The sequence below is a fragment of the bacterium genome (assembly GCA_023150945.1).
Classification (GTDB): Bacteria; Zhuqueibacterota; Zhuqueibacteria; order Zhuqueibacterales; family Zhuqueibacteraceae; genus Coneutiohabitans.
Window position 1 is genome coordinate 144,986 of the sequence record JAKLJX010000006.1, and the last position, 13,437, is coordinate 158,422.

At 61.2% G+C, this 13,437-nt stretch carries 15 protein-coding genes; 6 read left to right on the forward strand and 9 right to left on the reverse strand.

Features of this window, described 5'->3' with window-relative positions:
* Positions 1–244: 244 nt before the first annotated feature.
* Positions 245–1,279, reverse strand: a complete 1,035-nt coding sequence (gene ltaE, locus L6R21_10155) for a low-specificity L-threonine aldolase (protein ID MCK6559548.1) — start codon at positions 1,277–1,279, stop codon at positions 245–247.
* A gap of 237 nt (positions 1,280–1,516) precedes the next feature.
* On the opposite strand from ltaE, the gene ubiA reads away from it, so the two are divergent.
* From ubiA to L6R21_10180, 5 genes are all read left to right on the forward strand, one after another.
* Positions 1,517–2,356: a putative 4-hydroxybenzoate polyprenyltransferase gene (gene ubiA, locus L6R21_10160; GenBank protein MCK6559549.1), complete on the forward strand. Its 840-nt coding sequence runs from the start codon at positions 1,517–1,519 to the stop codon at positions 2,354–2,356.
* On the forward strand, positions 2,353–2,904 hold the full coding sequence (locus tag L6R21_10165; GenBank protein ID MCK6559550.1) for a UbiX family flavin prenyltransferase: 552 nt from the start codon (positions 2,353–2,355) through the stop codon (positions 2,902–2,904). The genes ubiA and L6R21_10165 overlap by 4 nt, the downstream gene beginning before the upstream one ends.
* A 36-nt stretch (positions 2,905–2,940) precedes the next feature.
* Positions 2,941–3,507, forward strand: coding sequence for a hypothetical protein (locus L6R21_10170; protein ID MCK6559551.1), 567 nt, complete (start codon positions 2,941–2,943; stop codon positions 3,505–3,507).
* Between the two features lie 89 nt (positions 3,508–3,596).
* Entirely contained in the window at positions 3,597–5,024 is a 1,428-nt protein-coding gene (locus L6R21_10175) for a TrkH family potassium uptake protein (protein MCK6559552.1), read from the forward strand.
* A 60-nt stretch (positions 5,025–5,084) separates the two neighbouring features.
* Positions 5,085–5,738: a TrkA family potassium uptake protein gene (locus L6R21_10180; protein ID MCK6559553.1), complete on the forward strand. Its 654-nt coding sequence runs from the start codon at positions 5,085–5,087 to the stop codon at positions 5,736–5,738.
* Positions 5,739–5,757: 19 nt separating this feature from the next.
* On the opposite strand, the gene L6R21_10185 is transcribed toward L6R21_10180, so the two are convergent.
* The 4 genes from L6R21_10185 to acpS all read right to left on the reverse strand — a co-directional run bounded on the left by L6R21_10185 (position 5,758) and on the right by acpS (position 9,428).
* Positions 5,758–6,249 carry a VanZ family protein gene (locus L6R21_10185; protein MCK6559554.1) on the reverse strand — a complete coding sequence of 164 codons (492 nt, stop codon included), beginning with the start codon at positions 6,247–6,249 and terminating at the stop codon, positions 5,758–5,760.
* A gap of 30 nt (positions 6,250–6,279) precedes the next feature.
* A complete protein-coding gene (locus tag L6R21_10190; GenBank protein MCK6559555.1) occupies positions 6,280–7,857 on the reverse strand; it encodes an NAD(P)H-hydrate dehydratase in 1,578 nt (525 codons plus the stop codon).
* Between the two features lie 12 nt (positions 7,858–7,869).
* Complete coding sequence (locus L6R21_10195) at positions 7,870–8,877, reverse strand: 2-hydroxyacid dehydrogenase (protein ID MCK6559556.1); 1,008 nt, start codon at positions 8,875–8,877, stop codon at positions 7,870–7,872.
* A 176-nt stretch (positions 8,878–9,053) separates the two neighbouring features.
* Positions 9,054–9,428: a holo-ACP synthase gene (acpS, locus tag L6R21_10200; protein MCK6559557.1), complete on the reverse strand. Its 375-nt coding sequence runs from the start codon at positions 9,426–9,428 to the stop codon at positions 9,054–9,056.
* 100 nt (positions 9,429–9,528) lie between these two features.
* Here acpS and L6R21_10205 point away from each other — a divergent pair, with 100 nt between their 5' ends.
* Complete coding sequence (locus L6R21_10205; protein MCK6559558.1) at positions 9,529–10,107, forward strand: sigma-70 family RNA polymerase sigma factor; 579 nt, start codon at positions 9,529–9,531, stop codon at positions 10,105–10,107.
* 100 nt (positions 10,108–10,207) lie between these two features.
* On the opposite strand, the gene L6R21_10210 is transcribed toward L6R21_10205, so the two are convergent.
* From L6R21_10210 to L6R21_10225, 4 genes are all read right to left on the reverse strand, one after another.
* Complete coding sequence (locus tag L6R21_10210) at positions 10,208–11,182, reverse strand: Ppx/GppA family phosphatase (GenBank protein ID MCK6559559.1); 975 nt, start codon at positions 11,180–11,182, stop codon at positions 10,208–10,210.
* Between the two features lie 10 nt (positions 11,183–11,192).
* Positions 11,193–11,873 (reverse strand): DUF4390 domain-containing protein, encoded by a 681-nt coding sequence (locus L6R21_10215; protein ID MCK6559560.1) that lies wholly within the window; start codon positions 11,871–11,873, stop codon positions 11,193–11,195.
* Between the two features lie 85 nt (positions 11,874–11,958).
* Positions 11,959–12,150: a hypothetical protein gene (locus L6R21_10220; GenBank protein MCK6559561.1), complete on the reverse strand. Its 192-nt coding sequence runs from the start codon at positions 12,148–12,150 to the stop codon at positions 11,959–11,961.
* 154 nt (positions 12,151–12,304) lie between these two features.
* On the reverse strand, positions 12,305–13,243 hold the full coding sequence (locus L6R21_10225) for a M28 family peptidase (GenBank protein MCK6559562.1): 939 nt from the start codon (positions 13,241–13,243) through the stop codon (positions 12,305–12,307).
* Positions 13,244–13,437 lie beyond the last annotated feature (194 nt).

Genomic DNA, 13,437 nt, shown 5'->3' on the forward strand with positions numbered 1-13,437 from the left:
TACTCGAGAGATTTCCAAACAGCCGCGGCTGTGAACTTAACTCTGCGCGTGCGAGGTCAAGCCACGGACCGTTGCAGCGCCGCGCATGGCGGTTGAGGCACGGTGATCCTGAAAAGGGCATCTACCATTACTGTCATGCCGCCAGGATTTTTTGAAGATTTGGGTGCAATCCCAAGCGATTCCCAAGCTCCCTGCGGGATGACAGGGCAAATGAGCCGCTCAAACAAACTCGAGCGCTGGCATGCTAATCTTTCAACACGCGCCGGAAAACCTCGAGGGTGCGCGCGAGGTCACCGGCAGTGATCTCGTAGTGAGTCACGGCGCGCAGGCGGCGTATGCCGGCGGACGACACCCAGACGCCTTCAAGTTTCAGCGCAGCACTGATCGCCGCGGCCTCGCGCTTCGGGTCGATGACATCAATCATGACGATGTTCGTTTGCACGCGCGCCAAGTCCACACGCAATCCCGGCATTTCCGCCAGAGCCTGCGCCAGTTGCGCTGCATGCGCATGGTCTTCCGCCAGCCGATCGCGATTATGCTCCAGAGCAAACAAAGCCGCGGCCGCCAGAATCCCAGCCTGGCGCATGCCGCCGCCGAATCTCTTGCGGCAGCGCCGCGCGGCCGCAATGAACTCCTGACTGCCGACCAGCGCCGAGCCGACCGGCGCGCCCAATCCCTTGGAGAAGCAAACCGAAACCGAATCAAACAAACCGGCATATTGGCTGGGCGCCAAACCGCCGGCCACACAGGCATTCCACAAACGCGCGCCATCCAGATGCATGCGCAGGGAAGTGCTTACTGCCAGGTCGCGAATTTTCTGTATTTCCGGCAACGGCCAGACCGTTCCGCCGGCAAGGTTGTGCGTGTTCTCCAGCACCACCAGCCGCGTGCGCGGAAAATAGTAAACCGGCGGCCGGATCGCTGCTGCAATTTGTGCGGCGGTGATCACACCAGCTTCACCGGCCAGCGGCCGCGCCGACACGCCGCTCAACGCTGCGGCGCCGCCCATCTCATAGTCGAGAATGTGCGACTGCGCCTCGCAAATCAGCTCGTCACCGGGCTGGGTGTGGCAGTGAATGGCAATCTGATTGGCCATGGTCCCGCTCGGCACGAACAGCGCCGCCTCCTGGCCGAGCAAATCCGCAACGTACTCCTGCAGGCGATTGACGCTGGGATCTTCGCCGTAAACATCATCGCCGACCTCAGCGTCCGCCATCACCCGCCGCATTGCCGGCGTCGGCTTCGTCACGGTGTCGCTGCGCAGATCAACCACGGACATGGCAATTCCCGTTCTCTTTTTGTCACGCTGCGATCTGACTCATAACCGCTGCACGCCGGTATAATCACCTGCGCGACGGTCGGCAGCGCGCACTGAAGTCGCTTACTTTATCGGTTTTCGCTCAAACTTGCAAGGGAAATCTCCCCGAGCCCGGCATGGGGATCGACGCTTGTTTCTCAGATGAATTTTACTATATTAATGCCGCAATTTTCGCGTTCATCAAGCCGGAGAGAGGATGTGCAACTTACGACCGTAATGCGCTTTGTCAAGCTCGAACACACGCTGTTTTCCCTGCCGTTGATTTTCAGCGGGGCGATTCTGGCGGCGAACGGCCTGATTTCAGGACAGCTGGCACTGCTCATGCTGCTCGCCGCGGTCGGTGCGCGCACCGTTGCCCTGGCCCTGAATCGCATGATCGATCACAAGATCGACAAACTCAATTCCCGCACGGCCGGTCGCGAGTTGCCCGCCGGCCGCATGACGCTGGCGCAAGCCGCGGCGGTGATGCTCACCGGTCTGGCCCTTTATTTCGTAAGTGCCGGATTGATCGGCCGGTTTTGCCTGCTGTGGTCACCCCTGCCGCTCGCCGTCTTTCTTTTCTATCCCTATATGAAACGCTTCACGCCGCTGGCCCACTTCGGCGTCGGCTTGGGTTTGGCGATGGCACCGCTGGCCGGCTGGGTGGCGGTTACTCAGTCGCTGGAGAATCTTTTCCCCGGTTTGCTGTTTGCGCTGTTCGCGCTGCTCTGGGTCGCGGGCTTCGACATCATCTACGCGACGCTGGACGAGGAATTCGACCGGCGGGCGCATTTGCATTCGCTGCCGGCGGCGCTCGGCCGCACGCGCGCCTTGCGCGTCTCCGCCCTCCTGCATGCTCTGGCGTTCGTGGTTCTCGTCGTTATTTTTGCGCGCTATATCCGCTCTTTGCCGGCGACTCCGTTCCTGGCAGCCGCCGGTTTTCTGCTCTACCTGGAACAGGCCAAGGCCGGCGACGTGGAACTGGCCTTCTTCAAGATCAACGCCGTCCTGGGTTTTGTGGTGTTTGTGATGGTCGTGGTCGGAGTTCATTTTCCATGAGAATTGCCATTGGCGTGACCGGGTCCTCCGGAGCGGTTTATGCCGTTGAGTTCATCAAGGAGTGCCCGGGCGATAAATATTTGATTGCCAGCAAATGGGGCCGGGTCGTGTTGCAGGATGAGATGGGAATGACCGAACGCGACCTGCAGCCGCATGTCAAGAAAATCTTCTCCAATGATGACTTGCACGCGCCGCTGGCCAGCGGTTCCAATGCCATCGACGCGTTTGTCGTTATTCCATGCACCACTTCCACGCTTGGCAAAATTGCCTCCGGGATTGGCGATTCGTTGATCACCCGCACCGCCCAGGTTGCGCTCAAGGAGCGCTTCCGCATGGTGTTGTGCGTGCGGGAGACGCCGCTGTCTTCGCTGGCACTCGAACAATGCTTGCGGCTGTCGCGCGACGGCGTCATCATCATGCCCATTTCCCCTCCGCTGTACTTTCTGCCCACCACCGTTGAGGCCTACATCAAGGCGTTCGTCGACAAAGTGCTGGGCGTGCTCGGCGTGCGCCAAAGCCGCGGATGGCGCGCTGAAGAATTGGAATGAATCTCTGCGGTCCAACCAGAGGCGGGAGCAAGTCCTATGAGCCGGTTTCGCGATTTGAATCTTGAAGCGTTTCGCGCCAATGTCACGGCCTCGCGGGTGCGCGGCCTGCAGATCATTCAGGCCGCGCTGTGCGGCAGCGTTGTGCTATTCGCCGGCGTGCTTTTCTTTCTGGCCGGCACGCATGCCGCACCGCCGCAGCAAGCGGCGCTCGATGCCGCGGGTGTGGCCACGGTGCGCTTCTTGACCCTGGCGCATTTTGTACTGGCCGCCATCGTCTATGTCGCGGCGCCGCTGGTGGAAAATGCCGTCTACCGGAGAGGCCGCGCAATCCAGGGTGAAAGCTCCGCGGCGCTGCTGACGGCACAGGCGCTGGGCATCATTCAAACCGCGCGCTTGACCCGCCTGGCCATGTATGAAGGCGTGGCATTGATGGGCCTGGTGGTCTGCTTTGTCGCGATGAGCACCAACGTGATGGCAGCCCATCCGGTCTATTGGGTCAATGCCATCACCGCCGCGCTTCTGATCGGCTACGTCGTGTCGACTTTTCCGAATCGCGATCGCCTGGCGGAGGTGTTTCAAGCCAGGTTGCAGAATGTCACCTGAGACCCAATCCGGCACTGCGCTATTATCCACGGCACGCCGAAATCATGGCGCCCGGTTACCAGCAATGACCTTGAGAAAGCTCTGACACGATGGCTCCGCTAAGCGCCTGGCAGCGTGATTTGTTGCGCCTGGGCCAGCAAATTCCGGGCGAATGGCTCCTGCGCTGGCGCAGTTGGCAACGCCGCCTCGGTCCGGCGCGCATTCTCGTCGCCAGTTTTGCCGGCTTGATCCTCACCGGCGCCTTCTTGTTAACGCTGCCTGCCGCTTCCACCGGCAAACCTGTCGGTTTTATCGATGCGCTCTTCACCGCCACCTCCGCCACCTGCGTCACCGGCTTGACCGTGGTTGACACGGGCACGGCCTTTACACGCTTCGGCCAGATCGTCATCCTGGCGTTGATTCAACTCGGCGGCTTGGGCTTGATGACGTTCTCCACGCTGGTGCTCTACGTCCTGGGCGGCGGCCGGCTCTCGCTCAGCAGCCGCGATCTCTTGCAGGAGACCTTCAGCCAGGGTCCGATGCAAAATCTCAAGGCGCTGCTGAAAACGGTTTTTCTCGCCACTCTTACCATCGAGCTTGTGGGGGCCATGCTGCTCACGCTGCGGTTCATGCGCGATTTACCCAGCACCACCGCGGTGTATCACGGCATCTTTCATTCCATCTCCGCCTTCTGCAACGCCGGCTTCGCACTCTACGGCGACAATCTCGAGAAATATCGCGGCGATGTGCTGGTCAATTTCACCATTACCTCGCTCATCATTCTCGGTGGCTTGGGTTTCGTGGTGATCTTCGAGATCAACCGCCGGCTGCAGCAAAATATCCGCACGCTCTCCCTGCATGCCCGTCTGGTGTTGCGCACCACGGCCGTGTTGATCGGCGCCGGCGCGGTTGCCATCCTGCTGCTGGAATTGAACAATGCCATGGCTGATCTTTCCTGGGGAACGCGGCTTTTGACGAGCTATTTTCAGTCCGTCACCGCGCGCACGGCCGGCTTCAACACGCTCGCCCTCGGCGCGCTCTCGGATGCCACGTTGTTCATTTTGATCATTCTGATGTTCATCGGCGCCTCGCCCGGCTCCTGTGGCGGCGGGATCAAAACCACCACGGCCGCGGTGTTGCTCGCGCTCATTCGTTCGCGTTTTCGCAACGAAGAGAACGTGCATTTGCTCTATCGCCGCATTCCGAATGACGTGCTCGCCAAGGCGATGTCCGTCGTGTTTTTCGCCAGCGTTCTGATCGCGCTCTTCACGTTTTTGCTGTTGCTCTCGGAGGCCGGCGGCATGGCCCACCAGCAAAGCCGCGGCCTATTCCTGGAGCTTCTCTTCGAAACCACCTCGGCATTCGGCACAGTGGGCTTGTCGACCGGCATCACGCCCAAGCTCACGCCTTTCGGCCGTCTCCTGATCACCATGGTGATGTTCATTGGCCGCTTGGGCCCGTTGACGGTGGCGATTGCGGTGGGTCCGCAGGCCAGAACCCGCTTCACCTACGCCCAGGAAAATGTTCTGGTGGGATGAGATCGGTTGCCCGGCGCGGCAGCCGGTGCAATGCAGTGAGCCTTTCAAAGGGAAGGAACTATGCGCAGTTTCGCAGTCATCGGATTGAGCAGCTTCGGCTATCATTTGTGCAAGCACCTGACGGAGTTGGGCGCGCCGGTGCTGGCGATCGACGTCGACGAAGGCAAGATCGACGACATCAGGCCCTTCGTCCAGAAGGCCGTGGTGGCGGATGCCAAAGACAAGGACGTGCTTCGCAGCCTGGGTCTGGAAGACTTCGACGTGGTGGTGGTGACCGTGGGCGAGCCGATCGAAGTGAGCATCCTCATCACGCTCTATTTGCGCGAAATCGGCGTCAAGGAAATCATTGCCAAGGTCATCACTGATGATCATGCCAAGATTCTGGACAAGCTCGGCGCTTCCAGCGTGGTCTTTCCCGAGCGCGACATGGCGAAACGCATCGCTTACACGCTCCGGCGCTCGATCCTGCTCGATTATGTCTCGCTCGGTGAGGGCTACGGCATCGTGGAGATGGGCGCGCCCTCCGAGTGGCTGGGCAAGCCGCTGGCCGCGCTCGACGTGCGCCGGCAATACAACGTCCAGATCATCGTCATCAAGGATGTTTTGTCCGACAGCGTCGTCATCATTCCCAGCGGCGATCACGTGCTCAAGGACAGTGACGTGTTGGTGATGGTGGGCCGCGAAGAGGATTTGGAGAAGGTCGAAAAGCTCTGAGGCGTGCGGCAGTGTGGTTTCACTTCGCCGGCCGGTTGTCCTCGCTTGACAATAGCGGGTCGGGGAAAATGAGCTTGCGCAGCGCGCGCTGCCAGGGTTTTTCTGCATCGCCGGTCACGCGCAACTGGAGGCGGTTGCGCAGCTTGAGATAAAGCAGTCCTCCCAACATCACCCCCAGGCTGTCTGCCGCAGCATCCCGCCAATCCATGTGCCGGCCCGGAACAAAATACTGGTGAATCTCATCGGTAATGCCGTAGAGCGAGCCGAGCGCGAAAGTCATCAGCAGCAATGTGCCGCTGCCACGGCCGGCACGCGCGCGCGCCAATGCGCCCAGCAACAGGAATCCCAACGGCAAATAGATCAGGACATGCGCCCACTTGTCATCCCATTTCGTGAGTCGAACGGGCGAATCCAAATCAGGGATTGAAGATTGGATGAACAAAACCGCCGCCCACAAGAGCGGCGTCCAGTAATTCTGCCAAAAGCTGCGCAGTCGAAGATTGATGCTCATGAATTAAAGTTGGATCGTCCGTTTGGCGGTTCATGCGCGTTCGGAACTTCCGGTTTGCAGAAACGCCGGCGCCAGGTGATCGAGAATATCACCGGCCAGCATGCTCCACATGCCCAATTGAGCGCAGGCCAGATCGCCGGCGCGGCCATGCAGAAACACGCCCAGCGCCGCAGCGCTCGCCGGCTCCAAACCCTGGCCGGCGAGGCCGGCGAGGCCGGCGATCAAGCCGGTGAGCACATCGCCGCTGCCGCCGGTGGCCATGCCGGCATTGCCGGTGGAATTGATCAACGCTTCCTGCGACGGCAGCGCGACGACGGTGGGCGCACCCTTCAACACCACGATCTGTCCAAACTCGGCCGCCGCTTGCCGGGCGGCAACCAGCGGAGGTTCGTCTTTTGCCGCCGGCCGCAACCGGCGCAGTTCGCCGGGATGCGGCGTGAGAATCAGCGCCGCGCGGCTGTTGCGAATCACGCCGGTGTCGCCCGCCAGCACATTCAAACCATCGGCATCGAGCACAACGGTTTTTTCGAAGGTCGCCAGAATCTGTTTGACCAGCATGGTGATTGCCGGCGCCACGCCCAACCCCGGGCCGAGCGCCACGACCTCGGCCCACGCCAACCGCTCGGCCAGTGCAGCAAAAGCCTCCGGCGCGAGACGGCCGTCCTGTTCCGGCAACGGCAGCTTGATCACCTCGGCAGTGGCTGCTTCCAAACTGGGCAGCAACGATTGCGGAGCAGCAAGTACTACCAAGCCGGCGCCCGCGCGGAGTGCAGCGGTGGCAGTCAAACGCGCGGCGCCACCGAAGCCCGTGGAACCGGCAATGACGAGAATCTGGCCGACACGATTCTTGAACGCATCCGGCGGCCGCTGCGGCAGCCAGGCCGGCATTGCTGCCGGCGCGAGCCAATAGGTGCGGCAGTGCGCTTGTTGATAGGCGCGGCCGGGAAATCCGATATCTGCCACCAGCAATTCTCCGGCATGTTCGCGGCCGGGAGAAAACAGCAAGCCCGATTTGCGCGCGCCGAAGGTGATGGTCACGGCCGCGCGGATGCACGGGCCTGCCACCGCGCCGGTGTCAGCGTTCATGCCCGTGGGCAGATCAATCGCGGCGATCGGGCAACCGCTTTGATTGAGATGATCGACCGTCTCGGCCAGCAGACCGGTGAGTGCGCCGCGCACGCCGGTGCCGAGCAGCGCGTCGACCACGAAATCAACACCGGCGAGCGCGGGCAGGGCGTCGCCCGACCGCACCGATTGCACGCGCTGGCCGAGCGCGGAGAGCAGCATGCAGTTGGCCGCGGCCTCGCCGCGCAATTCCTCTGGTTCGCCCAGAAGAAAGGTTTCGCACGCCACGCCCGCTTCGCTGAGCAAGCGCGCCACCACGAAGCCATCGCCGCCGTTATTGCCTTTGCCGCAGAAAATCGCGGCGCGTTTTCCCGGCAGCGGCCGCCAGCGCTGCTGCAATACTTCAAATGCGGCGCGTCCGGCATTCTCCATGAGCACACGGCCGGGCAGGCCGAGCGTGCCGATGGTGTAAGCATCAACGGCCTGCATTTCCTGCGCGGAAACCACCGGCGGCAGGGTCAAGAGTCGTTCGGATAGAGTCATGGCGGGCAACCGTTACTTCATGATCAAGGCCGGCGTCACCGCATGGCGGCATTGGCCGGTTTGTTCGAATTCAGTGAGGTTCGCCAGGGTGGTTTCGGCAATGTTGGCGAGCGCTTCCTGGGTGAAGAAGGCCTGGTGGCCGGCAATGATGACGTTGGGAAACGTCAGCAAGCGCGCGAACACGTCATCCTGAATCACCTGATTGGAAAGATCTTCGAAAAACATGTCGGCCTCTTCCTCATAGACGTCCAGGCCAAGCGCGCCGATGGTGCCGCGCTTCAAGGCCTGAATGACGGCGCCGGTATCGATGAGCGCACCGCGGCTGGTGTTGATCAACATGCCGCCGCGCTTGAAATGCTGCAGCGACTGCGCGTTGATCAGGTGATGCGTCGCCGGCATGAGCGGGCAGTGCAGCGTCACCACGTCGGCGTTGCCCAGCAATTCGGGCAATGCGACGTAGCGCGCGCCCACGCCGGTGCATTCGGGGTTGGAAACGGGATCGTGGGCCAGCAGCCGGCAGCCGAAACCCGCCATGATTCGCGCCACCGTCGCACCGATCCTGCCGGTACCCACAATGCCGACGATGCGGTTGTGCAAATCGAATCCCAGCAAGCCTTCCAGTGCGAAATTGCCCTCGCGCACGCGGGCGTAAGCGCGATGAATTTTGCGGTTCAACGCGAGCATCAAGCCCACGGTATGTTCCGCCACCGCATGAGGCGAATATGCCGGCACGCGCACCACGGTAAGGCCAAGTTGCTGCGCCAGGTTCAGATCCACGTGATTGAAACCCGCACTGCGCAAGGCCAGCAGCCGCACGCCCTGTCCGGCCAGCCGAGGCAACACTTCGGCATCGAGTTGATCGTTGACAAAGGCACAAACGGCATCGACCTTGACGGCCAGGGCGCAGGTTTCCGGCGTCAGGCGGGATTCAATAAAGTGCAGTTCATGGCCAGTTTGCCGGTTGGCGGCAGCAAAAGAGTGGCGGTCATACGGCTTGGCGCTGAAAAATGCGACGCGCACGGCGCGAAAACTCCTTCCGGTGCCTTTGGTATCTTCGCAGTCGAATCGCTGCAAAAGGAGTCGGGACCTTTGCGATGGGTGCTATTTCGATCTGTCTTTATGCGGATTTCGTGAGCATTCCGACAATCACCAACTCTTTGCCATCTGGGCCAGAGAGTTCATGCAAAGCCGCGAAATCAATCAAGCTTCTCCAGAATCACCAGCGCGGTGGCATAGTGATCGGCGTGCGAGAGCGTGACGTGCACGCTGATGCCGTGCAGCCGCGCTTGCAGCCGCGGACTCAAGAGGGCGAGCGGCTTGCCCTCTGCATCGTTGCGCACCGCAAACTCCTTCCACAGAAAATGCTCGCTCCAGCCGGTGCCCAGGGCTTTGGCGAAGGCCTCCTTGGCCGCAAAGCGCGCGGCGTAGGACCCGGCGCGGTTGTCGCGGCCTTCGCAATAGGCAATTTCATCGCGGGTGAAAACCTTCTCAGCAAAGCGCTGCTGCCAGCGTTCCAGCAGCGCCGCCAGCCGCGGGATTTCAACGAGGTCGATGCCAATGCCGCAAATCACTCTGCCGACTCCTCCGCCAAAAGTACCGGCCTTTTCGCTTGATTGTTAATCGTTTTTCAATTAGATTTCCCCGCAAAAATTTGCCCTTCTCGCGAGCGTTATGGCGACGAAAAAATCTGACGCACCCCTCATTGCCAAGGCCCTGGCCGGAGAACAGAAAGCCTTCGCCGACCTGATGGCACGACACCGCGGCCCGCTTTTCAATTTGCTATACAACATGGTGCACAATCGCGAAGAGACCGAGGATTTGCTGCAAGAAGCCTTCATGAAGGCTTTTGCCGCGCTGCACACCTTCAACAAGGAATTCGCCTTTTCCACCTGGCTCTACAAAATCGCCATCAACACCACCATCGATCATCTGCGCAAGAAGAAGCTGCAGACCTACTCGCTCGATAAGCCGATCCAATCCAAGGAAGGCGAACTCAAGCGCGAGTATGCCGACGTGCACGCCACCACCGACAATGAGCTGCTGTCCTCCGAAAAGTCCTCCCTGATCGCGCAGGCGATTGCCGAGCTGCCCGATCATTATCGCGAAGCCATCATTCTGCGCCACACCGAAGAGAAATCCTACGAGGAAATCGCCGAGATCACCGGCGTGCCGCTCGGCACGGTGAAGGCGCGCATCTTTCGCGCCCGCGAGATGCTCAAACACAAGCTCAAAGGCAAGCTGCTGGTGTGAGGCCGGCTGCCCCGCGCAGCCGAGTCATCGTTCCTGCCGCATCGCGTTGCGCCGGTTCCCGCCTGCGCCGTTTCTCTCCCGAGGCAAATTCTTCCGTCTTTCATCCGGAAAGCACTGTCGCCCGGTCTGCGAACAATTCCGGTTCAAGCAGCACGCCGTAGCGCAGGCCGCGGTTGCTCACCATGATCTCATCGAAATCATAGGCGTCCATGAACGTTTCCAGGATCACGGCGCCGGCGAGAATGACGTCGGCGCGGGCAGGCGGCAAGCCCGGCAGCTTCCTGCGCTGCGCAATGGTGAGGCCCGACAGTTGTGCGCCCAGCGTTCGCAGCGTCTTCTTGCTCAGCACGTAGCCGTCCACGCGGGCCGGGTCATATTCCGTCAACTGTTGCGCCATGGCCGCCAGCGTGGTGATGGTGCCGGCGGTACCAACCAGGCTGCGTATCTGGTCGAACTCCGTGCGCGGCCACACTGCGAGCATCGCCTCCTGCGCCTGCTGCCGCACGGCTGCGACCTCCGCCGCGGTCACCGGATCACTGCGCAGAAAGCGCTCGGTCAGCCGCACCGAGCCAATGTCTACGCTGCGCGCGCTGTGCAGTTCTTCATAGGTGCCGGTCACGATTTCCGTGCTGCCGCCGCCGATATCCATAACCGCGATCGGCTCAGCCAGTTCCTGTTGATTGGACAACGCGCCGGCATAAGTCAGCCGCGCTTCGGTTTCCCCGGAAATAATGTGCACTGCCAGGCCGGTTTCCGCTTGCACGCGCTGCAGAAACTCCTCGCGGTTGGCGGCGTCGCGCAAAGCACTGGTGCCGACGGCAATGACCCGGGTGGCGTGATATTCGCGCGCCAAGCGCAGGTATTCCAGCAGGCAATCCAAGCCGCGCTGCATGGCTTCCGTTTTCAAGTTGCCTTCGGCATCCACGTCTTTGCCGAGGCGAACGATGGTCTCCCGCTCACACACCGGCGCGAGGCGGCCGTCTTGCCTCTCGGCGATCAACAAGAGAAACGTGTTGGTGCCAAGATCAAAACTCGCCAGCCGCCCCACGCCACCGTTATTCTCCTGTGGCGTCATGTGTGATCCCTCATTGTTCAAAGATGATGCGGTGGTTTTCCGCCAGCCGGAAGGATTTGGATTTCATCGAGCTCACCTGCGCTCCGAAGCCGGTGAGATCGACCACGGTATCAAACAACCGTGAGCGCAACCCGCCCCGCGGCGGCGCCTCGGCATCAGTCGTGTCCGCCGGCGGCAGCCCCTTGAACTCGCCGGACAGCCAGCCGCGAATCTCCTGCAGTGATTCCCGCGACACCGGCTCGCAAACGATTTCGATCACGAGATAGTGACGCGACTTCACGCCCAGTTGCGCGGAATCCGCCACCGCCAGGTCGCGGTGTTGTTCCCAACTCGCGCGCACGAACGCCAGCGATTTGGTGAAGCGCCGCTCCGCCGCCGACTGCACCAGATATTTGCCCTCCCACGGTTCGAACGCGGATTTGACCTGAAACTCCCGCTCCGCAACCAGGGCATTGAACAGCCAGCCGGATTTGCGCCAGAGCTGCACGCGAAAGCGCGCCGAAGAAGTGATGCCGCGCTGCATGCCGGCCAGCAAACGGCTGGTGAGCAGGCTGTCAACATGAAAATCAACCACCAGCTTGCCCGAAACCATGCGCAGCGAGTCGATCGTGAGGCGCGGCTCTTGCGCGTGCGCCGCCACGGTCAAGCAGGTCAGAGCAACAACCAGGAAGTGAAAATGTCGCGGCTTCATGACTTAGGGTATCAGGCATGCAAGAAGCAAAAAGCGCTCCAACCGAATACTCGGAGTGTCACATGTGCGTTAAACCGGTTGCGCTTTACTTTTGAAAATAGTACTTGACACCGCCCGCCAGACCCCAGGAGTCAACCTGTGAAACGCCGGTGACAAGATCGTAATCTTCACTCATCCTGAAAGGATGAAAATTGAACGCTATGCCATCATTCGTGCGATAAGGCACTCCACCGCCATAAGGCTCCAGCGCAATCGCGCGGGCGAGGAAGCTCTTCACGCAAAAGCCGCCGCCTCCGATGCCGAACCCAAGGCCCGCGACGAAATCTCCGTGGTTTTGGGTACTGGCCGGCGTGGCTGCAAACCCGACGCTGGCGCACAACGCAAACAAATGCGCGCATCTGAAAGACTGGCGGCGCGAGGCAGAATTCAACTCATTCAACATTGTAAACCGCGGCCAGCACGACCTTGCCGACTTTTTCCAGGCTGGCAGCGCTGCACTTGTCCGGCGTATCGGCGACGGTATGCCAGTAGGGATAATCAAAATCGATGATATCGATCACCGGCATGCCGGCCTCCAACAGCGGCACGTGATCATCGAAAACCTCATGGCGCGGGCGCGGCACAAACTCGCGAACCCCGAGGCGGCTGGCCAGATTCCATACCCGATCAACCACAGCGCGGGCAAATTGCACGGAGTTGCCTTCCTGAAAAATCTCCAGCTCGCGATCGCCGACCATGTCCAGCAGAATGCCGAATACGGGATTATAACGCGCCTCTTTGGTGCGGGCAAAATGCTGTGCGCCGATGGCATAGCTGCGCGAATCGCCGGGCGTGCCGAAATCCTCACCGTCGAACAACACGATATCGACGCCGACCGGCGGAGGGTTTTCCTGCAGCACGCGCGCAATTTCGAGCAGGACCGCCACCCCGGAAGCGCCGTCATTGGCGCCCATCACCGCTTCGCTGCGCCGGCTCGAATCCGGATCCTCATCCGCCCACGGCCGCGAATCCCAATGCGCACACAGCAGCACGCGGCGACCGGCATCAAATCGAAAGCCGGCGATGATATTCGTGAGCGTCACGGTTTGCCCGAGCCGGGGAACGGTGTGCTCGAACGATTGCGTGACGACATTATCGGCATATTTCTGCAATTCGGCAATGAGAAAAGCGGCGGTCTGCTCATGCGCGGCGCTGCCCGGCACCCGCGGCCCAAACGCGCATTGCTGCTGCAACAACGCGTAGGCGCGGCCGCCGTCAAACGCGGGCACCACCAGCTCCGGCTCGCGCCGGTGAAGCAAAACGGCCATCGTGATTGCGATGGCCGCCAGTGCCAGCCCGATTGCCAGGCCGTAGAGTCTTTTGCCGGTCACGACCGGGCGCGCGGCAGCACGCCGGGCCTGCAACGGCCGTTTTTTCGTTCTCGCGGTCCGCGGCATGTGAGATGATGATGATTGGCGCAGGCGGCGTGCGCAGCGCCCGCGCAGATTCCCTGCTCGCTCTGAGTTAGCTACGGCTGAGCATGACTAACGCCAATCCGGCGCAGCAGCGGGAGGGCCGGTCAAAT

What these genes read in the sequence shown, in the direction of transcription:
- L6R21_10185 (MCK6559554.1), bottom strand. Translation starts at nt 6,249, where the DNA reads ATGAGCATCAATCTTCGACTGCGCAGCTTTTGGCAGAATTACTGGACG.
- L6R21_10215 (MCK6559560.1), bottom strand. Translation starts at nt 11,873, where the DNA reads ATGAAGCCGCGACATTTTCACTTCCTGGTTGTTGCTCTGACCTGCTTG.
- L6R21_10190 (MCK6559555.1), bottom strand. Translation starts at nt 7,857, where the DNA reads ATGACTCTATCCGAACGACTCTTGACCCTGCCGCCGGTGGTTTCCGCG.
- ltaE (MCK6559548.1), bottom strand. Translation starts at nt 1,279, where the DNA reads ATGTCCGTGGTTGATCTGCGCAGCGACACCGTGACGAAGCCGACGCCG.
- L6R21_10210 (MCK6559559.1), bottom strand. Translation starts at nt 11,182, where the DNA reads ATGACGCCACAGGAGAATAACGGTGGCGTGGGGCGGCTGGCGAGTTTT.
- L6R21_10175 (MCK6559552.1), top strand. Translation starts at nt 3,597, where the DNA reads ATGGCTCCGCTAAGCGCCTGGCAGCGTGATTTGTTGCGCCTGGGCCAG.
- L6R21_10165 (MCK6559550.1), top strand. Translation starts at nt 2,353, where the DNA reads ATGAGAATTGCCATTGGCGTGACCGGGTCCTCCGGAGCGGTTTATGCC.
- L6R21_10205 (MCK6559558.1), top strand. Translation starts at nt 9,529, where the DNA reads ATGGCGACGAAAAAATCTGACGCACCCCTCATTGCCAAGGCCCTGGCC.
- L6R21_10180 (MCK6559553.1), top strand. Translation starts at nt 5,085, where the DNA reads ATGCGCAGTTTCGCAGTCATCGGATTGAGCAGCTTCGGCTATCATTTG.
- L6R21_10170 (MCK6559551.1), top strand. Translation starts at nt 2,941, where the DNA reads ATGAGCCGGTTTCGCGATTTGAATCTTGAAGCGTTTCGCGCCAATGTC.